The following is a 22,708-nucleotide window of genomic DNA, read 5'->3' on the forward strand; positions in this document are numbered from 1 at the left end:
ACGGTGCCAGGCAATACTGATTGAGAGGATTTGAATGACCAAAGAAATGCAAAATTTAGCTTTAGCCCCTGTTGGCAACCTGGAATCTTATATCCGGGCGGCGAACGCGTGGCCGATGTTATCGGCTGACGAGGAGCGGGCATTGGCTGAAAGGCTGCATTACCAGGGCGATCTGGAAGCAGCTAAAACGCTGATCCTGTCTCACCTGCGCTTTGTTGTTCATATTGCTCGTAACTATGCGGGCTATGGTCTGCCGCAGGCGGATTTGATCCAGGAAGGCAACATCGGCCTGATGAAAGCCGTACGTCGTTTTAACCCGGAAGTAGGCGTGCGCCTGGTTTCTTTCGCCGTACACTGGATTAAAGCAGAAATTCACGAATACGTGCTGCGTAACTGGCGTATCGTTAAAGTCGCAACCACGAAAGCGCAGCGTAAGCTGTTCTTTAATCTGCGTAAAACCAAGCAGCGTCTGGGCTGGTTTAATCAGGATGAGGTTGAAATGGTGGCGCGCGAACTGGGTGTTTCCAGTAAAGACGTGCGTGAGATGGAGTCGCGTATGGCGGCGCAGGACATGACGTTTGACATGTCTTCGGACGATGAGTCCGACAGCCAGCCAATGGCGCCGGTGCTGTATCTGCAGGATAAATCGTCTAACTTTGCCGACGGCATTGAAGACGATAACTGGGAAGAGCAGGCCGCTAACCGACTGACCGACGCGATGCAGGGGCTCGACGAGCGTAGCCAGGATATTATCCGCGCTCGCTGGCTGGACGAAGACAATAAGTCTACGTTGCAGGAGCTGGCCGATCGTTACGGCGTCTCCGCTGAGCGTGTGCGCCAGCTTGAAAAGAACGCCATGAAAAAGCTTCGCGCTGCGATCGAAGCGTAATCTTCGCGAATTGCCAATGAACCCTCGAATGTGAATTCGGGGGTTTTGTTTTTTGTAGGCCGGATAAGGCGTTTACGCTGCCATCCGGCAACACGTTTGCCCGATGGCGCTTCGCTTATCGGGCCTACGGGCCCTTCCTCTCCCCCACCGACACAAATCTGTTATCTGAATGTAAATTTAGCTATTCCAAAATAATAAAAATCGGGTATGTTTTAGCAGAGTATGCTGCTAAAGCACGGGTAGCTAGCCAATAATCGAAATAAAGTGCTGAACAATAACGCCACAACACACGTAACAACCAGAATAATGGGGATTATCAGGATGAATATGAAGGGTAAAACGTTATTGGCAGGATGTATCGCCCTGTCATTAAGCCATATGGCATTCGCAGAGGACATTAAAGTCGCGGTTGTCGGCGCGATGTCCGGTCCGGTAGCGCAGTATGGCGATCAGGAGTTTACCGGTGCGGAACAGGCAATTGCCGATATCAATGCGAAAGGCGGTATTAAAGGCGATAAGCTCGTCGCGGTGAAATATGACGACGCCTGTGACCCGAAACAGGCGGTAGCTGTCGCTAACAAAGTGGTGAACGACGGCATCAAGTATGTTATCGGTCACTTATGCTCCTCTTCCACACAGCCAGCGTCTGATATCTACGAAGACGAAGGTATCCTGATGATAACCCCGGCGGCGACCGCGCCGGAGCTGACCGCACGCGGCTATAACCTGATTTTGCGCACGACCGGCCTGGACTCTGACCAGGGGCCAACGGCGGCAAAGTATATTCTGGAGAAGGTAAAACCGCAGCGCATCGCGATTATCCACGATAAGCAGCAGTACGGCGAAGGGCTGGCGCGCGCGGTGCAGGACGGTCTGAAGAAAGGCAGCGTTAATGTCGTATTCTTTGACGGTATCACCGCCGGCGAAAAAGATTTCTCCACTCTGGTAGCGCGCCTGAAGAAAGAGAATATCGACTTTGTCTACTACGGCGGTTATCACCCGGAAATGGGGCAGATCCTGCGCCAGTCACGCGCCGCAGGGCTGAAAACCCAGTTTATGGGGCCGGAAGGGGTGGCGAACGTGTCGCTGTCTAACATCGCCGGAGAGTCGGCGGAAGGCTTACTGGTCACCAAACCGAAGAACTACGATCAGGTGCCAGCGAACAAACCGATTGTGGATGCCATCAAAGCCAAGAAACAAGATCCTAGCGGCGCATTCGTGTGGACCACCTACGCCGCGCTGCAATCGTTGCAGGCGGGCCTGAACCAGTCTGACGATCCGGCGGAAATCGCCAAATACCTGAAAGGCGCCACGGTCGACACCGTAATGGGACCGCTGTCGTGGGATGAGAAGGGCGATCTGAAAGGATTTGAGTTCGGCGTGTTTGACTGGCATGCGAATGGTACGGCGACCGACGCGAAGTAATTGAGTGCCGGGTGGCGGCTTCGCCTTACCCGGCCTACATACCTGGAAAATTGCGAGGTGGTTTTTTATTTTTTGCTCCCGGCATGTAGGCCGGATAAGCGTCAGCGCCATCCGGCTTTCTTTTAGCGCTTCTCCCAGCCGTCATGCTGGGCGGTAAAGCCTAACGCCTGCATAAACGCGGCCATCACGCTACGGTCTTCAACACCGACATCTGCCATCCACCACGACGAGACGTTGGGATTATCGCGGATGACTTCTTCTACCAGGTATTGTCCGACGCCGCGACGACGGGTGATTTCACGCACGCGTAAGGAATCCAGCGCGCCCTGCGTTCCGCTCAGCGTCACTCTTACGGCGCCCAACAAACGCTCGTTAAACCGCGCGGCATAAATCCGGTGCGTTTCATCTACGCTTAATGAGGAGGCGGAATATTCCGGCCAGATTTTGCCCAGATCGATCTGATCCTGAGCGCTAAAGTGTTCTAAACGAAGAATGGTCAGCTTCATCGACGGCTTGTCCCGATTTCAAAAGATGCGATCAGTGTACCGAAACAGGCAGGCCAGATGCTTTCTCTTTTTTGTGTCATTTACCAGGTTATTAATTTTTTAACAACGATAATTACAGTTTGAAGCATTAGAGAATGGAAAACAGGCAGCATAATTCCCTGAATGCTAGTGAATTATTCCGCTTAATATGCCGTTATTTTATGCTGACAAGCGTGCTTTTTTTTGTTTATCTATAGCGAAAAGCAGAATATTATCTTTTCTTAATAGACTGAAAAATAGAGATTTTAATCTTATTATGCTTTAAATGCTGCGCTAACTCATTAATGAGTCAGTAAAAAGCGCACCATTTATAAAAAGTACAGTCTGCTTTTTAACCAGCAAAAAACAAAACATATAACATCACGAATGGGGATACAGGCACATGAAACGGAAAGCGAAAACGATAATCGCAGGGATTGTTGCATTAGCAGTCTCGCAGGGGGCAATGGCAGATGATATTAAAGTCGCCATAGTCGGGGCGATGTCCGGCCCGGTAGCGCAATGGGGCGATATGGAATTTAACGGCGCGCGTCAGGCCATTAAAGACATCAACGCTAAAGGCGGTATTAAAGGCGATAAGCTGGTCGGCGTAGAGTACGATGATGCCTGCGATCCAAAACAGGCGGTGGCGGTGGCCAACAAAATCGTTAACGACGGTATTCAGTACGTTATTGGTCACTTGTGTTCTTCTTCTACTCAGCCAGCATCCGATATCTATGAAGATGAAGGTATTCTGATGATCTCCCCGGGGGCGACTAACCCGGAGCTGACCCAGCGCGGCTATCAGTACATTATGCGTACCGCCGGCCTGGACTCCTCCCAGGGGCCAACGGCCGCAAAATACATCCTGGAAACGGTGAAACCGCAGCGCATCGCTATCATTCACGATAAACAGCAATACGGCGAAGGACTGGCGCGCTCCGTGCAGGATGGCCTGAAGCAGGGCAATGCCAATATTGTCTTTTTTGATGGTATTACCGCCGGTGAAAAAGATTTCTCCGCCCTGATTGCTCGCTTGCAAAAAGAGAATATCGACTTTGTGTATTACGGCGGCTACTACCCGGAAATGGGGCAGATGCTGCGCCAGGCGCGGGCTAATGGCCTGAAAACGCAATTTATGGGGCCGGAAGGCGTGGGTAACGCGTCGCTGTCCAATATTGCGGGCGGTGCGGCGGAAGGCATGTTGGTGACGATGCCAAAACGTTATGACCAGGACCCGGCGAATAAAGCGATTGTCGAGGCGCTGAAAGCCGACAAGAAAGATCCCAGCGGTCCGTATGTCTGGATCACCTACGCCGCCGTCCAGTCGCTGGCGACCGCAATGACGCGTAGCGCCAGCCATGCTCCGCTGGATCTGGTGAAAGATCTTAAAGCGAACGGGGCTGATACCGTTATTGGGCCGCTGAAATGGGATGAAAAAGGCGATCTTAAGGGATTTGAATTTGGCGTCTTCCAGTGGCACGCCGACGGCTCGTCAACCGTCGCGAAGTAATGCCAGAAGATAAGTTATCCCACCGCCCGCACGCCGGGCGGGTTAAAAAAGGTTACCTTATGTCCGAGCAGTTTCTCTATTTCTTGCAGCAGATGTTTAACGGCGTCACGCTGGGGAGCACCTACGCGCTGATTGCTATCGGTTATACGATGGTGTACGGCATTATCGGCATGATCAACTTCGCTCATGGCGAGGTGTATATGATCGGCAGCTACGTCTCTTTTATGATCATCGCCGCGCTAATGATGATGGGAATAGACACCAGTTGGCTCCTGGTGGCCGCCGGATTTATCGGCGCGATTATTATTGCCAGCGCCTACGGCTGGAGTATCGAGCGAGTCGCTTACCGGCCTGTGCGCAATTCCAAGCGCCTGATCGCCCTGATTTCCGCCATCGGGATGTCCATCTTTCTGCAAAACTACGTCAGCCTGACGGAAGGTTCGCGCGACGTGGCGTTACCCAGCCTGTTTAACGGCCAGTGGATTGTGGGCAGCAGCGAAAACTTTGCCGCGTCCATCACCACCATGCAGGCGGTTATCTGGATAGTCACCTTTCTGGCTATGCTGGCGCTCACCATTTTCATTCGCTACTCCCGGATGGGCCGCGCCTGCCGCGCCTGCGCGGAGGATCTGAAAATGGCCAGCCTGCTCGGCATTAATACCGACCGCGTCATTGCGCTAACGTTTGTTATCGGCGCGGCAATGGCGGCGGTGGCGGGCGTGCTGCTCGGCCAGTTCTATGGCGTGATTAACCCCTACATCGGTTTTATGGCCGGGATGAAAGCGTTCACCGCGGCGGTGCTGGGCGGGATTGGCAGCATTCCGGGCGCGATGATCGGCGGTCTGATTTTGGGCGTTGCCGAAGCGCTCTCGTCTGCATATTTAAGTACCGAATATAAAGATGTCGTGTCGTTCGCTCTGCTGATTCTGGTACTGCTGGTGATGCCGACCGGTATCCTGGGGCGTCCGGAGGTAGAGAAAGTATGAAACCGATGCATATTGCGATGGCGCTATTCTCTGCGGCGATGTTCTTCGTTCTGGCTGGCGTCTTCATGGGCGTACAACTGGAGCTGGACGGCACCAAACTGGTAGTGGATACCGCCGCCGACATTCGCTGGCAGTGGATCTTTATCGGTACGGCAGTGGTTTTTTTCTTTCAGTTGCTGCGTCCGATGTTCCAGAAAGCGGTGAAGCACGTCTCCGGACCGAAGTTTATTCTGCCGGCGATCGATGGCTCTACCGTTAAGCAAAAGCTGTTTCTGATGGCGCTGCTGGTTATCGCCGTGGCGTGGCCGTTTATGGTGTCGCGCGGTAGCGTCGATATCGCCACTATGACCATGATTTATATCATCCTCGGTCTGGGGCTGAACGTGGTGGTGGGGCTGTCCGGCCTGCTGGTATTGGGCTACGGCGGCTTTTACGCCATCGGCGCTTATACCTTTGCGCTGCTCAACCACTATTACGGTTTGGGTTTCTGGACCTGCCTGCCGCTGGCGGGACTGGTCTCCGCCGCCGCTGGTTTCCTGCTCGGCTTCCCGGTACTGCGTCTGCGCGGCGACTATCTGGCGATTGTGACGCTCGGCTTCGGCGAAATCGTCCGTATCCTGCTGCTCAACAACACTGAAATTACCGGCGGCCCGAACGGCATCAGTCAGATCCCCAAACCGACGCTGTTTGGTCTGGAGTTTAGCCGCAACACCCGCGAAGGCGGCTGGGATACCTTCAGCAATTTCTTTGGCGTGAAGTACGACCCATCCGACCGGGTCATTTTCCTCTATCTGGTGGCCCTGTTGCTGGTGGTCCTGTCGCTGTTTGTCATTAACCGCCTGCTGCGTATGCCGCTGGGCCGGGCGTGGGAAGCGTTGCGTGAAGATGAGATCGCCTGTCGCTCATTAGGTTTAAGCCCGACGCGCATCAAGCTGACCGCTTTTACTATCAGCGCCGCGTTTGCCGGTTTCGCCGGGACGTTGTTTGCCGCCCGCCAGGGCTTTGTCAGCCCGGAATCCTTCACCTTCGCCGAATCCGCCTTCGTGCTGGCGATTGTGGTGCTGGGCGGAATGGGCTCGCAGTTTGCGGTGATCCTGGCGGCGGTTCTGCTGGTGGTGTCGCGCGAGTTGATGCGCGATTTCAACGAATACAGCATGTTGATGCTCGGCGGTTTGATGGTGTTGATGATGATCTGGCGCCCGCAGGGATTGCTGCCGATGACGCGTCCGCAGTTGAAGCTGAAAAGTGGTCAGGCGAAAGGAGAGCAGGCATGAGTCAGCCATTATTAGCGGTTAACGGCCTGATGATGCGCTTTGGCGGTTTGCTGGCGGTCAACAATGTATCGCTGGAATTGCGTGAGCGGGAAATTGTGTCGCTGATTGGCCCTAACGGCGCGGGTAAAACGACGGTGTTTAACTGCCTGACCGGTTTTTATAAGCCGACAGGCGGTACGATCACGTTGCGCGAGCGGCATCTGGAAGGATTGCCGGGCCAGCAGATCGCCCGCATGGGCGTGGTACGTACTTTCCAGCATGTTCGCCTGTTTCGCGAAATGACGGTGATTGAAAACCTGCTGGTGGCGCAGCACCAGCAACTGAAAACGGGCCTCTTTTCCGGCCTGTTGAAAACGCCCGCTTTCCGCCGCGCGCAAAGCGAAGCGCTGGACCGCGCGGCGACCTGGCTTGAGCGCATTGGCCTGCTGGAACATGCCAACCGCCAGGCCAGTAATCTGGCCTACGGCGACCAGCGCCGGCTGGAGATTGCCCGCTGCATGGTGACCCAGCCGGAAATCCTGATGCTCGACGAACCGGCCGCCGGCCTCAACCCGAAAGAGACCAAAGAGCTGGACGAGCTGATTGCCGAACTGCGTAATCATCACAACACCACCATTCTTCTGATTGAGCACGATATGAAGCTGGTGATGGGCATTTCCGACCGTATCTACGTGGTGAACCAGGGCACGCCGTTGGCTAACGGCACGCCGGAAGAGATCCGCAACAACCCGGATGTTATCCGCGCGTATCTGGGTGAGGCATAATATGGATAAAGTGATGTTATCATTCGACAAAGTCAGCGCCCACTACGGCAAGATTCAGGCGCTGCACGAGGTCAGTCTGCACATTAATCAGGGTGAAATCGTGACGCTCATCGGGGCGAACGGCGCGGGTAAAACCACGCTGCTTGGCACGCTGTGCGGCGACCCGCGCGCTACCAGCGGGCGGATTGTCTTTGATGATAAAGACATTACCGACTGGCAGACGGCGAAAATCATGCGTGAAGCGGTGGCGATAGTGCCGGAAGGGCGGCGCGTCTTCTCGCGGATGACGGTGGAAGAGAATCTGGCGATGGGCGGTTTTTTTGCCGAGCGCGATCGGTTTCAGGAGCGTATCAAATGGGTGTACGAGCTGTTTCCGCGCCTGCATGAACGCCGTATCCAGCGAGCGGGCACCATGTCCGGCGGTGAACAGCAGATGCTGGCGATTGGCCGCGCGCTGATGAGCCAGCCGAGGCTATTGCTGCTGGATGAACCGTCGCTGGGGCTGGCGCCGATCATCATCCAGCAGATCTTCGACACCATTGAGCAGTTGCGCGAGCAGGGTATGACCATCTTCCTTGTCGAGCAGAACGCCAACCAGGCGCTGAAGCTCGCCGACCGCGGTTATGTGCTGGAAAACGGCCACGTGGTGCTATCCGATACCGGTGATGCGCTGCTGGCGAACGAAGCGGTGCGCAGCGCCTATCTGGGCGGTTAGACTGTGCCAGGGGGGAAGCGCGTGCGCCGCCCCCGGTAACGGCAAGCGGTAAAATTTTTCAAAAGAGCCTGATGGCTCTTTTTTTGTACATGTTTGTTGTACAATAAACATGTACAACTGGGGAGGTGTTTATGCGTACGGTTAACTATAGCGAAGCGCGGCAAAATCTGGCCGAAGTCCTGGAAAGCGCGGTGACGGGGGGCCCTGTCACCATCACGCGTCGTGGGCATAAGTCCGCAGTGATCATCAGCGCCGAGGAGTTTGAGCGTTATCAGACGGCGCGAATGGATGATGAGTTTGCTGCCATTATGGCGGTTCATGGCAATGAGCTCAGGGATCTGGCGGATAAATGACCCTACAACTTATCTCAGCGGAAGAGATAATTCAGTTTCACGACAGGCTTCTCCGCGTTACGCCTGGTGTAACAGGCATGCCTGATCCTGGGCGCGCGGAAGCGCTAATGTACCGGGTACTCAATCAAATCGAATATGAAGGGGTGACCGACGTGTGGCTGCTGGCGGCAATGCATTTGCTCGCTATATCCCGTGGGCATATCTTCAATGATGGTAACAAACGTACCGCCTTATTTATTACGCTGCTATTTTTAAAGCGTAACGGGATCTCACTCGCTGCGAATCCGGATTTTGTCGATATGACAGTCGATGCGGCGGCAGGGCGGCTTACGCTGGAGCAAATTGCCGTTCGCTTACGTGCCTGAGACGTTAATCCCGGCGACGCTCCGTCTGGTTGGGTTACGGCGTGTGCGCCACCCCCGAGAATAACGTCGTACCTATTCGTGCCGTAGCTCCCACTTTTCTTTTCCGGCGCTTTCACTGCCTTGCCATCTCTCTGTCGCCTTACTATCTTTTTTTTGTAATAAAAAAGTTATTTTTCTGTCATTCGAGCATGTCATGTTACCCCCGCGAACATAAAACGCGTGATATCGCGCATCCCGGCACAAAAAGAGAGATAACCGATGATATCGTTACGACATACAGCTTTAGGACTGGCGCTGAGTCTGGCATTTACGGGTCAGGCGTTGGCCGTCACCACTATTCCATTCTGGCATTCAATGGAAGGGGAGTTAGGCAAAGAAGTTGATTCACTGGCGCAACGTTTCAACCAGGCCAATCCGGATTACAAAATCGTTCCGGTCTATAAGGGGAACTATGAACAGAACCTGAGCGCCGGGATCGCGGCATTCCGTACCGGCAACGCGCCGGCAATATTGCAGGTTTATGAGGTTGGGACGGCGACCATGATGGCCTCGAAAGCCATTAAGCCGGTTTATGAAGTGTTTAAAGACGCCGGTATTAACTTTGACGAGTCCCAGTTTGTACCAACCGTTGCAGGCTACTACACCGATGCTAAAAGCGGGCATCTGCTCTCCCAGCCCTTTAACAGCTCCACGCCGGTACTGTACTACAACAAAGACGCCTTTAAGAAAGCCGGTTTAGATCCGGAACAGCCGCCGAAAACCTGGCAGGAGCTGGCTGACTATACCGCGAAACTGAGAGCGGCAGGCATGAAATGCGGTTACGCCAGCGGCTGGCAAGGTTGGATCCAACTGGAAAACTTCAGCGCCTGGAACGGTCTCCCCTTCGCCAGTAAAAACAATGGCTTTGACGGTACAGATGCGGTGCTGGAATTTAATAAGCCAGAGCAGGTGAAACATATCGCGCTGCTGGAAGAGATGAATAAGAAAGGCGATTTTAGCTATGTTGGGCGTAAGGACGAGTCTACCGAGAAGTTTTATAACGGTGACTGCGCGATGACAACCGCGTCCTCCGGTTCGCTCGCCAATATCCGCCAGTATGCCAAATTTAACTATGGCGTGGGTATGATGCCGTACGACGCTGATATCAAGGGCGCGCCGCAAAACGCCATTATCGGCGGAGCCAGCCTATGGGTCATGCAGGGTAAAGATAAAGAAACCTATACCGGCGTCGCCAAATTCCTCGACTTCCTGGCAAAGCCGGAAAACGCTGCTGAATGGCATCAAAAAACCGGCTACCTGCCGATTACCACCGCCGCCTACGAGCTGACCCGCGAGCAGGGTTATTACGATAAAAACCCCGGTGCGGATATCGCCACTCGCCAGATGTTGAATAAGCCGCCGTTACCCTTCACCAAAGGCTTGCGTCTGGGCAATATGCCGCAGATTCGTACCATCGTGGACGAAGAGCTGGAAAGCGTCTGGACCGGGAAGAAAACCCCACAACAGGCGTTGGATACCGCAGTGGAGCGCGGGAATCAGTTGCTGCGTCGTTTTGAGAAAGCGAGCAAATCTTAAGTGTATAAGTGCCTGGTGGCGCTGCGCTTATCAGGCCTACAGCGTTTGTAGGCCGGATAAGGTGCTTGCACCGCCATCCGGCACCTTCCAGGAAAAGAACCTTCATGTCATCATTCCGTCCGGTGTTCCGCTCGCGCTGGCTGCCGTATTTACTGGTTGCCCCGCAGTTGGTTATCACCGTTATTTTCTTTATCTGGCCTGCGGGCGAAGCGCTGTGGTATTCGCTGCAAAGCGTCGATCCGTTTGGTTTTTCCAGCCAATTTGTCGGGCTGGAGAATTTTGTCGCGCTTTTTCACGACAGTTATTATCTCGACGCCTTCTGGACGACGATTAAATTCAGCGCGCTGGTCACGTTTAGCGGCCTGCTGGTCTCGCTGTTTTTCGCCGCCCTGGTGGATTACGTGGTGCGCGGCAGCCGTTTTTATCAGACGCTGATGCTGCTGCCTTATGCCGTCGCGCCCGCCGTCGCCGCCGTATTGTGGATTTTCCTGTTTAACCCGGGGCGGGGATTAATCACCCATTTCCTCGGCGAATTCGGCTATGACTGGAACCACGCGCAAAACAGCGGTCAGGCGATGTTCCTGGTGGTATTTGCGTCAGTCTGGAAGCAGATTAGTTACAACTTTTTATTCTTCTTTGCCGCGCTGCAATCCATTCCCCGCTCGCTGGTGGAAGCGGCGGCCATTGACGGCGCCGGGCCGATTCGTCGTTTCTTCCGGCTTTCTTTGCCGCTTATTGCGCCGGTCAGTTTCTTCCTGCTGGTGGTCAACCTGGTGTATGCCTTTTTCGACACCTTCCCGGTGATCGACGCCGCGACCGCCGGCGGGCCGGTACAAGCTACCACGACGCTGATTTATAAGATCTATCGCGAAGGGTTTACCGGCCTGGATCTCTCGGCGTCCGCCGCGCAGTCGGTGGTGTTGATGTTCCTCGTCATCATTCTGACGGTGGTGCAGTTCCGCTATGTGGAAAGTAAGGTGCGTTACCAATGATAGAGAATCGTCGCGGGCTGACAATATTCAGCCATACCATGCTGATTCTGGGGATCGCGGTCATTTTGTTTCCGCTGTATGTCGCGTTTGTCGCGGCGACGCTGGACGACCGTGCGGTGTTTGAGACGCCGATGACGCTGCTTCCCGGCACGCAGTTACTGGAGAATATCAAAACTATTTGGGTCAACGGCGTCGGTGTTAATAGCGCGCCATTCTGGCTGATGATGCTTAACAGTTTCATTATGGCGTTCAGCATTACGGTAGGCAAAATCACGGTATCTATGCTTTCCGCATTCGCCATCGTCTGGTTTCGTTTTCCCCTGCGTAACCTGTTCTTCTGGATGATTTTTATCACCCTGATGCTGCCGGTTGAAGTGCGTATCTTCCCGACGGTGGAAGTGATCGCCAACCTGAAAATGCTCGACAGCTATGCTGGTCTGACGCTACCGCTGATGGCGTCCGCTACCGCCACTTTCCTGTTTCGTCAGTTCTTCATGACGCTTCCGGATGAACTGGTGGAGGCGGCCCGTATTGACGGCGCGTCGCCGATGCGCTTTTTCCGCGACATCGTGTTGCCGCTGTCAAAAACCAACCTGGCGGCGTTATTCGTCATCACCTTTATCTACGGCTGGAACCAGTATCTGTGGCCGCTGTTGATTATCACCGACGTGAATCTTGGCACTGCCGTAGCGGGTATCAAAGGGATGATCGCCACCGGCGAAGGTACCACGCAATGGAACCAGGTGATGGCGGCAATGCTGCTCACCCTTATCCCTCCGGTCGTAATTGTGTTAGCCATGCAACGGGCGTTTGTGCGTGGTTTAGTGGACAGTGAGAAATAAAAATGGCTGGTTTAAAACTACAGGCAGTAACCAAAAGCTGGGACGGCAAAACCCAGGTCATTCAACCGCTGACGCTGGACGTGGCGGATGGCGAATTTATCGTGATGGTCGGGCCGTCCGGCTGCGGCAAATCAACGTTGTTGCGGATGGTGGCCGGTCTGGAACGCGTGACCAGCGGCGATATCTGGATTGATCGCAAACGGGTCACCGAGATGGAGCCCAAAGATCGCGGCATCGCGATGGTATTTCAGAACTATGCTCTCTATCCCCATATGAGCGTAGAGGAGAACATGGCGTGGGGACTAAAAATTCGCGGTATGAGCAAAGCGCATATTGAAGAACGCGTGCGGGAGGCGGCGCGCATTCTGGAGCTGGACGGCCTGCTTAAACGCCGTCCACGCGAGCTTTCCGGCGGTCAACGGCAGCGCGTGGCAATGGGGCGCGCGATCGTCCGCGAACCGGCAGTCTTTTTATTCGACGAACCGCTCTCTAACCTCGACGCCAAGCTGCGCGTACAGATGCGTCTGGAGTTACAACATCTGCATCGTCGTCTTCGTACCACCTCGCTCTATGTTACTCATGATCAGGTAGAGGCGATGACGCTGGCCCAGCGGGTGATGGTGATGAATAAAGGCGTCGCAGAACAGATTGGCACGCCGGTAGAGGTGTATGAAAAACCGGCCAGTCGCTTCGTGGCGAGCTTTATCGGCAGCCCGGCGATGAACCTGTTGGATGGCGTTATCAGCGCTTCCGGCGACCGTTTCGAATTGCCTGGCGGTCTGGCGTTACCGATAGGTGCGGGCTATCGGGGTCATGCCGGACGTAACATGACGCTGGGTATCCGCCCGGAGCATATTGCGTTAAGCTCGCAGGCGGAAGGCGGCGTGCCGTTAACGGTAGACACGCTGGAGATTCTGGGCGCGGATAATCTGGCGCATGGGCGCTGGGGCGATCAGAAACTGGTGGTGCGGTTGGCGCATCAGCAGCGCCCGGCGGCGGGCAGTACGCTATGGCTGCATCTGCCGGAACATCAGCGGCATCTTTTTGATGGCGAAACAGGACAACGTGTATGAGTAACTGGCCTTATCCCCACATTGTCGCCCATCGCGGCGGCGGTAAACTGGCGCCGGAAAACACTCTGGCGGCGATTGACGTGGGCGCGCGATACGGGCACACCATGATTGAGTTTGATGCCAAGCTGTCGAAAGACGGCGAAATTTTCCTGCTGCATGACGATAACCTGGAGCGCACCAGCAACGGTTGGGGCGTGGCGGGCGAGTTGAACTGGCAGGATTTATTGCGTGTGGACGCTGGCGGTTGGTTTAGCGGCGAATTTAAAGGCGAGCCGCTGCCGTTGCTCTCGCAGGTGGCGGAGCGCTGCCGTAAACACGGCATGATGGCGAATATTGAGATCAAACCGACAACGGGGAGCGAAAGGCTAACAGGACGCGTCGTGGCGTTGGCCGCCCGCGAACTGTGGGCCGGGATGACGCCGCCGCTGCTTTCTTCCTTTGAGATAGAGGCGCTGGAAGCGGCTCAGGCGGCAGCACCTGAACTGCCGCGCGGGTTACTACTGGATAAATGGCGTGAAGACTGGCATGAACTGACGACCCGTCTGGGCTGTGTTTCCCTCCATCTCAACCATAAATTACTCGATGAGACGCGAGTGCAAGAGATTAAGGCCGCGGGTCTGCGGATTCTGGTGTATACCGTCAATCAGCCCCAGCGGGCGGCAGAGCTGCTGCGCTGGGGCGTGGATTGTATCTGCACCGATCGCATTGATGACATCGGCCCTCACTTTCAGTTTTAAGGGCTGTCAGTTTTAAGGGCTGATGGTTTTCAGCGGGATGTCAGGCTGCGGCGTCCCGCTGCCCTGCTGCAACATTGGCTGGGAATGGTTTAGCATCCGGTCCGGATTTCCGCTGCCGCTGAGCATTCCGCCCTGCGTATTAGGCAGCGTTTGCTGACCGAGCATACCATTGTCCGGCTGTCCCTGCTGAACCCGCTGCGTATTGGCATTCAACTGCGACTGTAGATTTTGCTGCTGGCTGCGCGCCTGCGTTTGCATCTGTTGTTTCAACATACCCTGCTGCTGAATCTGCTGCGTTTGCATCTGCGTCTGCATACGCTGCTGGCTGGGGATCTGATAACCTGGCTGATTAGGATTATTCATAGTGTTAATTGGCTGGGCCAATACAGCAAAGGGTAACAAAGCCGTAATAAGTAGTAAGCGTTTCATTGTCGTCTCCTCCCGATGAGGCCTCTTTTTAAGTGTACCTCTATTTCGCCATGGTGATGATTTTTTAAGCGTTGTGGACCAGGATTAAACGGGACATACACCCATTTATCTGGAGAAAAACAACGATGAAACCAACGTTTATGCGCTGGGTGGCGATCGCCGCTCTGCTGGCCGGGGGGACGTTTAGCGCGGTGGCCAATCCTCCCGTCGCGCCGCCAGTCTCCTATGGTGTTGAAGAAGATGTCTTTCATCCTGTGCGGGCGACGCAAGGGATGGTGGCGTCCGTGGATGCAATGGCGACGCAGGTTGGCGTGGATATCTTAAAGCAGGGCGGTAATGCCGTGGATGCCGCCGTCGCCGTGGGCTATGCGCTGGCTGTCACGCATCCGCAAGCCGGGAATCTGGGCGGCGGGGGATTTATGCTGCTGCGCACTAAAGATGGCGCTACCACGGCGATCGATTTTCGTGAAATGGCGCCGGCTGGCGCGACCCGTGATATGTTCCTCGACGATCAGGGTAACGCCGATGCGAAAAAGTCGCTGACGTCGCATCTGGCATCCGGTACGCCGGGTACTGTGGCGGGGTTCTCGCTGGCGCTGGAGAAATACGGCACGATGCCGCTGAATAAAGTGGTGCGTCCGGCGATGAAGCTGGCGGAAGAGGGTTTTGTGGTTAACGATGCGCTGGCCGACGACTTAAAAACTTACGGCAGCGAAGTGATCCCCAACCATGAGAACAGCAAAGCCATTTTCTGGAAAGACGGCGAGCCGCTGAAAAAAGGCGATAAGCTGGTCCAGAAGAATCTGGCGAAAAGCCTGGAAATGATTGCCGAAAACGGCCCGGATGCGTTTTATAAAGGGGCGATTGCTGACCAGATAGCCGGAGAAATGCAGAAGAACGGCGGTCTGATGACCAAAGAGGATTTAGCCAACTATGAAGCCGTTGAGCGTACGCCAATCAGCGGTGACTATCGCGGGTATCAGGTCTTCTCCATGCCGCCGCCATCCTCGGGCGGTATTCACATCGTACAGATCCTTAATATTCTTGAAAATTTCGACATGAAGAAGTACGGCTTTGGCAGCGCCGATGCCATGCAAATCATGGCGGAAGCGGAAAAATACGCCTACGCTGACCGCTCAGAGTATCTGGGCGATCCGGACTTTGTGAAAGTGCCGTGGCAGGCGCTGACCCACAAAGCCTATGCAAAAACGTTGGCCGATCAAATTGATATCAACAAGGCCAAACCTTCCAGCCAGATAAAACCTGGCAAGCTCGCCCCGTATGAAAGCAACCAGACCACCCACTTCTCGGTGGTGGATAAAGACGGCAATGCTGTGGCGGTGACCTATACCCTGAACACCACCTTCGGCACAGGAATTGTGGCGGGAAATACCGGTATTCTGCTGAATAATCAAATGGATGATTTTTCTGCTAAACCCGGTGTACCTAATGTTTATGGCCTGGTAGGCGGCGATGCTAACGCGGTCGAACCAAAAAAACGTCCGCTGTCGTCGATGTCGCCCACTATCGTCGTTAAAGAGGGCAAAACCTGGCTGGTGACCGGCAGTCCTGGCGGGAGTCGAATCATCACTACCGTGCTGCAAATGGTAGTGAACAGCATTGATTTCGGCATGAGTGTCGCCGAAGCGACCAACGCGCCGCGCTTCCATCATCAATGGTTGCCGGACGAACTGCGGGTAGAAAAGGGCTTCAGCCCCGATACGCTAAAGTTGCTGGAACAGAAAGGGCAGAAAGTGGCGCTGAAAGAAGCGATGGGCAGCACTCAAAGTATTATGATTGGACCGGATGGCGAACTGTATGGCGCGTCTGACCCGCGTTCCGTGGATGATTTAACGGCGGGATACTGATTTTTAATTCCAGGCCCGGTGTCAGACACCGGGCTATTTGCAGATTATGCCGTGAGTAATCGGGCTGGATTATCAATACAAAGCTTGCGCAGAGTATCGTTGTCTACTCCGCGAGCAGCCAGATAGGCGAGGAAGACATTCGGGACAAACCCCCAGCCATTTCCGCCATTTTTCGCCCACATCTGTTTGAGAAAAACATCATGGCTTAAAACGATTTGGTCGGCGTAACCCAGTGCAATCAGATTCGCTACTGCATCTGCGGTCTCCTGAACGCCCGGCGCGACACCTTCTTTTGGAAAGGTGATGTCCAGACCAATCATGTCAAATTCAAGCCATACGCCACGGTCGAGCATTTTACGTTGATAGACGACATCTTTTCCTGAAGGGTCCGAATGCGCCAGCGAGACTTTTGCCGGAGAGACGTTCATTTCTTCCAGCACGATATCCAGCACCTCATCACCCAGTCGCAGCCACCCTGGCATATGGATATTCATCGCCGTGTGGGGGTTGTTACATTGTGCCAGAGACGCTGCCCGCAGGCTGTTACGCTCCGCTTGGGTAAACGCGGGAGATACGCCGATTTCACCGATCATGCCAGCGCGAATATCCGTCTCGCCAATACCCTGATTCAGTTCTTTATCAATGAGTGAGGCTAACAGCTCAACAGGTTTATGGATCCGGGTACTTTCAAATTTCTCCAGATAAGGTCCGGATGACGCAACGATATTCAAACCCGTTTTTAAGGCAACTTCTCGCAGCGCTGAGGCGTCCCGTCCAATGGATTCTGATCCGGTGGCGTCGACAATCGTCCTGCCGCCCAAAGACATAAAGTTATTGATTTCGAAGATAACATCATCAATCTCTTTGCGGTCCATGTTATCGGCGCAGCAGTATGGGTCGTGTTTCAGCCCCCACTGCAGGTCAGCACTGACTTTCTTTCCCACCAGTTGCTGTGAAAAAGCATAATGTGGCTCGTCAACGACTGATGACAGATCGTTAAACAGATGTTCATGCGGTAGCGTCAGCCCCATATCCGTATGCGCCACCGGGCCTGTTACGGTTTGCAGGAAACCTTTCATTCTGACACCTCTATTCTTTGCGCCATTTTGGATGCTCTGTATTCAGGGATGGTGGTCACAATCGCACCGACTAACGCGAACAGCGTACCGATGATGGTGACCAGGTAGACCGTATTGCCTAATGAAGGGATCAATTCATCAATTAGCACTGAGCCAAGCAGTTGGCCTGCTGTTGACGCTACGCCCAGCATCAATAGCCCTAAGCCTCTCACCAGAATCGCCATTAGCCCGATGGACAGCAGACCCAGCGGACCACCGAGATACATCCACCATGTATCGGGTAACTGGATGGTGACATGGCCTAATGCGATACGTATCGCCAGCGCTGCGCCCAGGACACAGAAGCCGACGATGAAGTTCCATGTAATGGACACCAGCATGGAGCCCGTTGCCTCGGCGACTTTAGCATTCCCCGCAGGCTGCCAGCCAGCGAGTAACCCTGCCAAAAAGGGGAGGATAGCGAGCAGGATAAACGAGGTTGAGTGCCACTGTGGCGACACGACAAAAACGGTGGCGATAACGGCGAACAATGCGCCAGTAATGCGCCATGGCGTAAAATATTTCTTCTCATCCACACCGACGCCAAAACGGTCGCACAGCAGGCCGGAAAGGAGCAGGGCGGAAATTAATGCCGTTTGAAAGGTGGCCACGCCCAACGCGCTGGCGGATGCGCCTTCAGAAAATACGACCATAGCCCCGCATAATCCTGCAAACCAATTCCATAGCGGGATTTTTCTCTTTTTAATCAGAGTAGGGATTGAGGCGAATTGCTGGCGTGTTTCTTTGCGCGCAATAATAATAAAAAACATGACGACCAGACCGCTGGCAAACGAGATTACTGCGCAAGCATTACCGTCTTGTAACCAGTGTCCTAACTGCCCATTAACGGCAGACTGCATCGGGGAAAGCATACCGGCTAAGATGGTGGCAAGCATCAGCAAGGGGGTTGAGTACTTATTCTTGTTCATACATCAATCCTTATATTTTATAAAAGGAGTAACTTTCGTTACTCCATTGTTTTTTATTTTCTGGCGATGAATTGAAGCGTGTTGACCCACAGGTCGGTATAAAATGGCCATGACATAAACTGCTGGGTTCCCCAGTGTGGGGAGCAGTCACTCATAAAGCAGGCGGTTTTACCCTGTTGGTATTCACCGAACACTAACAATGGGTCATTATTTATTGTTAATACGACATCGGCATCGTCTCTGGCGACGGCCTGGTTATATCCAAGAAATACCGGATAATCTGAGAACCCGTTAACAACAGGATGTTCAGGTGAGACAGCCTCAGCACAGATACCCTCGGGCTTTTCTACCCGGTCATCGCCATCAAGCATAATAACTGGCAGAACCTCAGCAAGAACGGTGTTCTTATAATTGGCTTTTGCCTCAATACCCATGAACGACAGATAACCGCCAATCATGAGTAGTCCACCGCCATTTTTGACGTACTCTTTAATGGACTCCAGAGCGTTTGGTTTTATTTTTAGCTGATAAAATGTCTCGTTTTGCAACAGGAAGGTATTACTACCAATGTCGCTAATAACAATCACATCGTAACGATTTAATTCGTCAATACTCTCTGGAAAGGCAATTTGTACCGTGTGGGCAGGCATGTAATCAATATCAACGCCGCCTTTCCTCAGGCATTCCAGTAACCATGTAGCGCCTTCTTCATATTTACTGGAGGTGAAACTGTCATAACCTTTTGAATGAATCATGTGAATATGCCAGGATTCTCCAATAAAGAGCACCTTTAGTTTTTTCTGCGTATTGTTCATAGTCTGCTCCTTGATTTAGTGAGTAGAAATAGTTTGTTTGTAATGTGAACCCTGAATACGATGAAGAACGGAGTCGTTTTCCGGCATATCAGAGGCATTAGGCGTTTCAACCGCAAGTGAGGCAAATGCGCTGGCGTAGCACAATGCGGATGCCAGTGACTTTCCTTTTGCAAGACCAGATGCGAGGGCGCCATTGAAAGCGTCACCCGCTCCCGCCGTATTTTTTACAACTGCCGGAAATGCCGGGGAATAGATGAATTGTGTGCCATCATAAGCAAGCGAACCTTTGCTACCTAATGTAATAATGGTATTTTTGACGCCTTTCTGATGAATAATTTTGGCCGCGCATTTGGCTGATTCGATATCATTAACCGCCATATTGGCCAGCAGGCCTGCTTCCGTTTCATTTGGCGTAATATAATCAATGTTATCAATGATGGTGTTAACCATGTCATTGTATGGCGCTGGATTGATGATGACCGGTATGTCATTTTTTTGTGCGAGACGAATTGTTTGCTGCAGCGCTTCGTAATTCGTCTCCAGTTGGACAAGAACAATATCTGAATGAACAATGGCTTCTTTTTGAATGGTGATTTCATCAGGGGAAATTGTCATGTTGGCGCCAGGGTAGATAGCGATGACGTTATCTCCGGTATCTCCATTCACCATGATGGTTGCTGTACCTGTTTGTGTTTCTTTGGTCTGGTAGATAACACTTTTATGGATTTTTGATGAGTTTATAAAATTAATGGCGTAATCGCTAAAATGGTCTGAGCCGACTTTAGTAATAAAATGCACATCAGAGTCGGCATAGCTTGCTGCTAATGCCTGATTACATCCCTTACCGCCGGGTGAAAAAATAAATTTATCGGCCAGCAATGATTCTCCCGTTGAGGGTAATCTCGGTAGATAACTGATGATGTCAACATTGAACGAGCCAATAACACATACATTATTTTTCATGGCAGAGAGACCTTTTTTTATTTTCTGCGCTGATTCATATTTTTCCAGCACATAAGCGATTTCATTTTTTGCAACGTTATCAAGAGAATCAAGGGTAATAAATGCACCACCATGACAGCGAGTGAGATATCCCTGTCCGGCAAGTTCATTGAGATCTGAACGAATAGTTTCTTTTGTTACCTTGAGACTTTTCGCCAGATTTGAAACTTTTACAACTCCCGAAATACTGAGTTCCTTCAATATTCTATGATGGCGTTCAAATTTCATTTTTTACCTCACCGTGGTTAAATTAGTCCCGGGAGGAGTATATTGTTGTGATTGTCACCATAAAGTGATGGCAGAAACCAAAAAAAAACAAAAATGTAATATTAATATTGCTAAAATTACGGAAAAAACGGTGATAAAGCTTAAAGTGGCAATAACCATGAAATTCAGATGGTTATTGTTTTGATATAGGGGAAGTAGGTTGCAATAACTGGAATGTTGTGAAGGTTTGTGACGTTTCGCCCCACAGGGTGGGGCGGGGAAGCGCTATTTCACGCGCGCCATAAAGTACGCATCAACGTACTCACCGTTGCGCAGGCCGTATTTCTTACCGGTGCCTTCGATTTCAAAGCCGTACTTCTTATACACCGCCACCGCGGGCTCGTTATCAACAAACACCGTTAACTCAATACGCTCGACGCGCAGCCAGTTGTCACACATGTCGATCATCGTGCGGATCAGCGCGCTGGCAATGCCGCGATTGTGCCACCGGGCATCCACGCAGATACCAAAATCGGCCACGTGGCTGCGACGGGGACGTTGGGTGACCTGAATAGAAAGATGGCCAACGACAATATCGTCAATGCAGGCAACCAGTTGTTTAACCCCGGCTTGCTCGGTTAGCCGCGCCTGCCACATTTCGAGGGAAGGATGAGGAACCTGTAGCGTGTTGTGATACACCTCCGGCTGGGCGTGGATCTGACGAATGGCGTCGTAATCTTTCGGTTCAGCGTGGCGTATCACTATTTCACTCATTCCTTATCTCCTGCAGGGGTAATTGTGTATTTACACTCGCTGAGAAAGAAAATTCCGTCAACTGCATTTTTTTGCAAAAAGAAGTAGACAAGTGCGAATGAGAATGATTATTATTGCCTTGCATTCAGGGGAACCCCTACGGAGAACCTGAAAGCACGACATTGCTCACATTGCTTCCAGTATTACTTTAGCCAGCTTTTGCTGGCTTTTTTTTGGGTTTTGTTTCAGCCTGGCTTACTTGTCATTTTGTCCCCGGGAAGTGCTCGTGCTCCTCACGTACATTTAGTACGCTCCGGGCCCTGCGCGCTTGCCGTGAACAACTGACCGCGACGCCGACGGCCGATCTTGAGGCATCTGCTTTTGTAGGCCCGAAAAGGCGACGCCGCATCCGGCAAAGAATCCAACATTCAGTCTCCTCACGCTTTGCGCTATGGTGTAAACAATCATCTTCAAAAGGATCGTCTCATGACCTTACACTGCGCATTTATTGGATTTGGCAAAAGTACCACCCGTTACCATCTCCCCTACGTTCTGAATCGGAAAGATACCTGGCATGTCGCGCATATTTTCCGTCGTCACGCTAAACCGGAAGAGCAGGCGCCGCAGTATTCGCATATTCATTTCACCAGCGATCTGGATGAGGTGTTGGGCGATCCGCAGGTAAAACTGGTGATCGTCTGTACGCATGCTGACAGCCATTTCGAATACGCCAAACGCGCGCTGGAAGCGGGTAAAAATGTGCTGGTTGAGAAACCTTTCACGCCGACGCTGGCGGAGGCAAAAGTGTTGTTCGACCTGGCGCGAAGCAAAGGACTGACCGTCACGCCGTATCAGAATCGGCGTTTTGATTCCTGTTTTCTCACGGCTAAAAAAGCGATTGAGAGCGGCAAACTGGGCAAGATTGTCGAAATTGAAAGCCATTTCGATTATTACCGCCCGGTAGCAGAAACCAAACCGGGCCTGCCGCAGGATGGTGCATTCTATGGACTTGGCGTCCACACCATGGATCAAATTATTTCGCTATTTGGCCGTCCGGATCATGTCGCGTACGACATTCGTAGCCTGCGTAATAAAGCGAATCCGGATGACACCTTTGAAGCGCAATTGTTCTACGGTGACCTGAAAGCCATTGTGAAAACCAGCCATCTGGTGAAAATCGACTATCCGAAGTTTATTGTTCACGGCACCAAAGGTTCGTTTGTGAAATACGGTATCGATCAACAAGAAACCAGCCTGAAAGCGAACATTATGCCTGGCGAACCCGGTTTCGCCGCTGACGAATCCGTCGGTGTGCTGGAGTATGTCAATGACGACGGCGTTACGGTGAAAGAAGAGGTGAAACCGGAAACGGGTGACTATGGTCGTGTTTATGATGCGCTGTACCAGACGTTGACCGTCGGTACGCCTAATTACGTCAAGGAATCTGAAGTTCTTACCAACCTGGAAATTCTCGAACGTGCCTTCGAACAGGCAACGCCTGCGACGATAACCCTCGCTAAATAGCCCTTACAGACTCCTCTGCGCTTATTCATATTTTTT

Annotated in this window: 23 protein-coding genes and 1 pseudogene; 16 read left to right on the forward strand and 8 right to left on the reverse strand. The window is 52.7% G+C overall.

Going from position 1 to position 22,708, the window contains the following annotated elements:
• Positions 1-34: 34 nt before the first annotated feature.
• Together rpoH and livJ are read left to right on the forward strand one after the other, a co-directional pair.
• Complete coding sequence (gene rpoH, locus QEN32_RS01430) at positions 35-889, forward strand: RNA polymerase sigma factor RpoH (protein ID WP_000159621.1); 855 nt, start codon at positions 35-37, stop codon at positions 887-889.
• Positions 890-1,210: 321 nt separating this feature from the next.
• Positions 1,211-2,314, forward strand: a complete 1,104-nt coding sequence (gene livJ, locus QEN32_RS01435; RefSeq protein WP_265322204.1) for a branched chain amino acid ABC transporter substrate-binding protein LivJ — start codon at positions 1,211-1,213, stop codon at positions 2,312-2,314.
• A gap of 68 nt (positions 2,315-2,382) precedes the next feature.
• On the opposite strand, the pseudogene QEN32_RS01440 reads toward livJ, so the two are convergent.
• Both QEN32_RS01440 and panM read right to left on the reverse strand, forming a co-directional pair.
• Positions 2,383-2,459 (reverse strand): annotated as a pseudogene (locus QEN32_RS01440) (hypothetical protein); the annotation flags it as partial.
• On the reverse strand, positions 2,437-2,820 hold the full coding sequence (gene panM, locus QEN32_RS01445; protein WP_000778873.1) for an aspartate 1-decarboxylase autocleavage activator PanM: 384 nt from the start codon (positions 2,818-2,820) through the stop codon (positions 2,437-2,439). The gene panM and the pseudogene QEN32_RS01440, both read right to left, overlap by 23 nt.
• A 421-nt stretch (positions 2,821-3,241) precedes the next feature.
• On the opposite strand from panM, the gene livK reads away from it, so the two are divergent.
• From livK to ugpQ, 12 genes are all read left to right on the forward strand, one after another.
• Positions 3,242-4,351, forward strand: coding sequence for a high-affinity branched-chain amino acid ABC transporter substrate-binding protein LivK (livK, locus tag QEN32_RS01450; RefSeq protein ID WP_000822976.1), 1,110 nt, complete (start codon positions 3,242-3,244; stop codon positions 4,349-4,351).
• Between the two features lie 59 nt (positions 4,352-4,410).
• Positions 4,411-5,337, forward strand: a complete 927-nt coding sequence (gene livH, locus QEN32_RS01455; RefSeq protein ID WP_000003005.1) for a high-affinity branched-chain amino acid ABC transporter permease LivH — start codon at positions 4,411-4,413, stop codon at positions 5,335-5,337.
• A complete protein-coding gene (gene livM / locus QEN32_RS01460) occupies positions 5,334-6,611 on the forward strand; it encodes a branched chain amino acid ABC transporter permease LivM (protein ID WP_000803764.1) in 1,278 nt (425 codons plus the stop codon). Before livH ends, livM begins: the two co-directional genes overlap by 4 nt.
• Complete coding sequence (gene livG, locus QEN32_RS01465; protein ID WP_000082083.1) at positions 6,608-7,375, forward strand: high-affinity branched-chain amino acid ABC transporter ATP-binding protein LivG; 768 nt, start codon at positions 6,608-6,610, stop codon at positions 7,373-7,375. The genes livM and livG overlap by 4 nt, the downstream gene beginning before the upstream one ends.
• A 1-nt stretch (position 7,376) precedes the next feature.
• Positions 7,377-8,090: a high-affinity branched-chain amino acid ABC transporter ATP-binding protein LivF gene (gene livF / locus QEN32_RS01470; RefSeq protein WP_080202932.1), complete on the forward strand. Its 714-nt coding sequence runs from the start codon at positions 7,377-7,379 to the stop codon at positions 8,088-8,090.
• Positions 8,091-8,221: 131 nt separating this feature from the next.
• Complete coding sequence (locus QEN32_RS01475) at positions 8,222-8,443, forward strand: type II toxin-antitoxin system Phd/YefM family antitoxin (RefSeq protein WP_165901231.1); 222 nt, start codon at positions 8,222-8,224, stop codon at positions 8,441-8,443.
• Positions 8,440-8,808: a type II toxin-antitoxin system death-on-curing family toxin gene (locus QEN32_RS01480; RefSeq protein WP_000174963.1), complete on the forward strand. Its 369-nt coding sequence runs from the start codon at positions 8,440-8,442 to the stop codon at positions 8,806-8,808. Before QEN32_RS01475 ends, QEN32_RS01480 begins: the two co-directional genes overlap by 4 nt.
• A gap of 258 nt (positions 8,809-9,066) precedes the next feature.
• The gene (gene ugpB / locus QEN32_RS01485) at positions 9,067-10,383 is read left to right on the forward strand and encodes a sn-glycerol-3-phosphate ABC transporter substrate-binding protein UgpB (protein WP_000624749.1); all 1,317 of its coding nucleotides are present in this window, start codon (positions 9,067-9,069) and stop codon (positions 10,381-10,383) included.
• A gap of 104 nt (positions 10,384-10,487) precedes the next feature.
• On the forward strand, positions 10,488-11,375 hold the full coding sequence (ugpA, locus tag QEN32_RS01490) for a sn-glycerol-3-phosphate ABC transporter permease UgpA (protein WP_000094074.1): 888 nt from the start codon (positions 10,488-10,490) through the stop codon (positions 11,373-11,375).
• Positions 11,372-12,217, forward strand: a complete 846-nt coding sequence (gene ugpE, locus QEN32_RS01495) for a sn-glycerol-3-phosphate ABC transporter permease UgpE (RefSeq protein ID WP_000572196.1) — start codon at positions 11,372-11,374, stop codon at positions 12,215-12,217. The genes ugpA and ugpE overlap by 4 nt, the downstream gene beginning before the upstream one ends.
• A gap of 2 nt (positions 12,218-12,219) precedes the next feature.
• On the forward strand, positions 12,220-13,290 hold the full coding sequence (locus QEN32_RS01500; RefSeq protein ID WP_001646570.1) for a sn-glycerol-3-phosphate import ATP-binding protein UgpC: 1,071 nt from the start codon (positions 12,220-12,222) through the stop codon (positions 13,288-13,290).
• The gene (gene ugpQ, locus QEN32_RS01505) at positions 13,287-14,027 is read left to right on the forward strand and encodes a glycerophosphodiester phosphodiesterase (protein WP_265322205.1); all 741 of its coding nucleotides are present in this window, start codon (positions 13,287-13,289) and stop codon (positions 14,025-14,027) included. The genes QEN32_RS01500 and ugpQ overlap by 4 nt, the downstream gene beginning before the upstream one ends.
• 12 nt (positions 14,028-14,039) lie before the next feature.
• Here ugpQ and QEN32_RS01510 read toward each other — a convergent pair whose 3' ends face one another.
• The gene (locus QEN32_RS01510; protein ID WP_265322206.1) at positions 14,040-14,456 is read right to left on the reverse strand and encodes a DUF2756 family protein; all 417 of its coding nucleotides are present in this window, start codon (positions 14,454-14,456) and stop codon (positions 14,040-14,042) included.
• Between the two features lie 125 nt (positions 14,457-14,581).
• Between QEN32_RS01510 and ggt the strand changes: the two genes are divergently transcribed.
• Positions 14,582-16,324, forward strand: a complete 1,743-nt coding sequence (ggt, locus tag QEN32_RS01515; RefSeq protein ID WP_265322207.1) for a gamma-glutamyltransferase — start codon at positions 14,582-14,584, stop codon at positions 16,322-16,324.
• Between the two features lie 44 nt (positions 16,325-16,368).
• Here ggt and QEN32_RS01520 read toward each other — a convergent pair whose 3' ends face one another.
• The 5 genes from QEN32_RS01520 to yhhY form a co-directional block, all read right to left on the reverse strand.
• Entirely contained in the window at positions 16,369-17,403 is a 1,035-nt protein-coding gene (locus QEN32_RS01520; protein WP_000675710.1) for a phosphotriesterase, read from the reverse strand.
• Positions 17,400-18,371 carry a DMT family transporter gene (locus QEN32_RS01525; RefSeq protein WP_080212906.1) on the reverse strand — a complete coding sequence of 324 codons (972 nt, stop codon included), beginning with the start codon at positions 18,369-18,371 and terminating at the stop codon, positions 17,400-17,402. Before QEN32_RS01525 ends, QEN32_RS01520 begins: the two co-directional genes overlap by 4 nt.
• A gap of 53 nt (positions 18,372-18,424) precedes the next feature.
• Positions 18,425-19,186, reverse strand: a complete 762-nt coding sequence (locus QEN32_RS01530) for a glutamine amidotransferase (RefSeq protein WP_001066509.1) — start codon at positions 19,184-19,186, stop codon at positions 18,425-18,427.
• A gap of 15 nt (positions 19,187-19,201) precedes the next feature.
• Positions 19,202-20,416, reverse strand: coding sequence for a PfkB family carbohydrate kinase (locus tag QEN32_RS01535; protein ID WP_000667440.1), 1,215 nt, complete (start codon positions 20,414-20,416; stop codon positions 19,202-19,204).
• A gap of 264 nt (positions 20,417-20,680) precedes the next feature.
• On the reverse strand, positions 20,681-21,169 hold the full coding sequence (gene yhhY, locus QEN32_RS01540; protein WP_001290279.1) for an N-acetyltransferase: 489 nt from the start codon (positions 21,167-21,169) through the stop codon (positions 20,681-20,683).
• Positions 21,170-21,634: 465 nt separating this feature from the next.
• On the opposite strand from yhhY, the gene QEN32_RS01545 reads away from it, so the two are divergent.
• Positions 21,635-22,672 (forward strand): oxidoreductase, encoded by a 1,038-nt coding sequence (locus tag QEN32_RS01545; protein WP_000172396.1) that lies wholly within the window; start codon positions 21,635-21,637, stop codon positions 22,670-22,672.
• The last annotated feature ends 36 nt before the right edge of the window (positions 22,673-22,708 follow it).

Source organism: Salmonella sp. SA14318 (assembly GCF_029866905.1).
GTDB classification, from domain to species: Bacteria; Pseudomonadota; Gammaproteobacteria; order Enterobacterales; family Enterobacteriaceae; genus Salmonella; species Salmonella enterica.

Coding starts and splice junctions, on each gene's coding strand:
- livJ (WP_265322204.1), top strand. CDS start 1,211: ATGAATATGAAGGGTAAAACGTTATTGGCAGGATGTATCGCCCTGTCA.
- yhhY (WP_001290279.1), bottom strand. CDS start 21,169: ATGAGTGAAATAGTGATACGCCACGCTGAACCGAAAGATTACGACGCC.
- QEN32_RS01530 (WP_001066509.1), bottom strand. CDS start 19,186: ATGAACAATACGCAGAAAAAACTAAAGGTGCTCTTTATTGGAGAATCC.
- livG (WP_000082083.1), top strand. CDS start 6,608: ATGAGTCAGCCATTATTAGCGGTTAACGGCCTGATGATGCGCTTTGGC.
- QEN32_RS01510 (WP_265322206.1), bottom strand. CDS start 14,456: ATGAAACGCTTACTACTTATTACGGCTTTGTTACCCTTTGCTGTATTG.
- livH (WP_000003005.1), top strand. CDS start 4,411: ATGTCCGAGCAGTTTCTCTATTTCTTGCAGCAGATGTTTAACGGCGTC.
- ggt (WP_265322207.1), top strand. CDS start 14,582: ATGAAACCAACGTTTATGCGCTGGGTGGCGATCGCCGCTCTGCTGGCC.
- QEN32_RS01535 (WP_000667440.1), bottom strand. CDS start 20,416: ATGAAATTTGAACGCCATCATAGAATATTGAAGGAACTCAGTATTTCG.
- QEN32_RS01500 (WP_001646570.1), top strand. CDS start 12,220: ATGGCTGGTTTAAAACTACAGGCAGTAACCAAAAGCTGGGACGGCAAA.
- rpoH (WP_000159621.1), top strand. CDS start 35: ATGACCAAAGAAATGCAAAATTTAGCTTTAGCCCCTGTTGGCAACCTG.
- livF (WP_080202932.1), top strand. CDS start 7,377: ATGGATAAAGTGATGTTATCATTCGACAAAGTCAGCGCCCACTACGGC.
- panM (WP_000778873.1), bottom strand. CDS start 2,820: ATGAAGCTGACCATTCTTCGTTTAGAACACTTTAGCGCTCAGGATCAG.
- QEN32_RS01545 (WP_000172396.1), top strand. CDS start 21,635: ATGACCTTACACTGCGCATTTATTGGATTTGGCAAAAGTACCACCCGT.
- QEN32_RS01480 (WP_000174963.1), top strand. CDS start 8,440: ATGACCCTACAACTTATCTCAGCGGAAGAGATAATTCAGTTTCACGAC.
- livK (WP_000822976.1), top strand. CDS start 3,242: ATGAAACGGAAAGCGAAAACGATAATCGCAGGGATTGTTGCATTAGCA.
- QEN32_RS01525 (WP_080212906.1), bottom strand. CDS start 18,371: ATGAACAAGAATAAGTACTCAACCCCCTTGCTGATGCTTGCCACCATC.
- livM (WP_000803764.1), top strand. CDS start 5,334: ATGAAACCGATGCATATTGCGATGGCGCTATTCTCTGCGGCGATGTTC.
- ugpB (WP_000624749.1), top strand. CDS start 9,067: ATGATATCGTTACGACATACAGCTTTAGGACTGGCGCTGAGTCTGGCA.
- QEN32_RS01520 (WP_000675710.1), bottom strand. CDS start 17,403: ATGAAAGGTTTCCTGCAAACCGTAACAGGCCCGGTGGCGCATACGGAT.
- ugpA (WP_000094074.1), top strand. CDS start 10,488: ATGTCATCATTCCGTCCGGTGTTCCGCTCGCGCTGGCTGCCGTATTTA.
- ugpQ (WP_265322205.1), top strand. CDS start 13,287: ATGAGTAACTGGCCTTATCCCCACATTGTCGCCCATCGCGGCGGCGGT.
- ugpE (WP_000572196.1), top strand. CDS start 11,372: ATGATAGAGAATCGTCGCGGGCTGACAATATTCAGCCATACCATGCTG.
- QEN32_RS01475 (WP_165901231.1), top strand. CDS start 8,222: ATGCGTACGGTTAACTATAGCGAAGCGCGGCAAAATCTGGCCGAAGTC.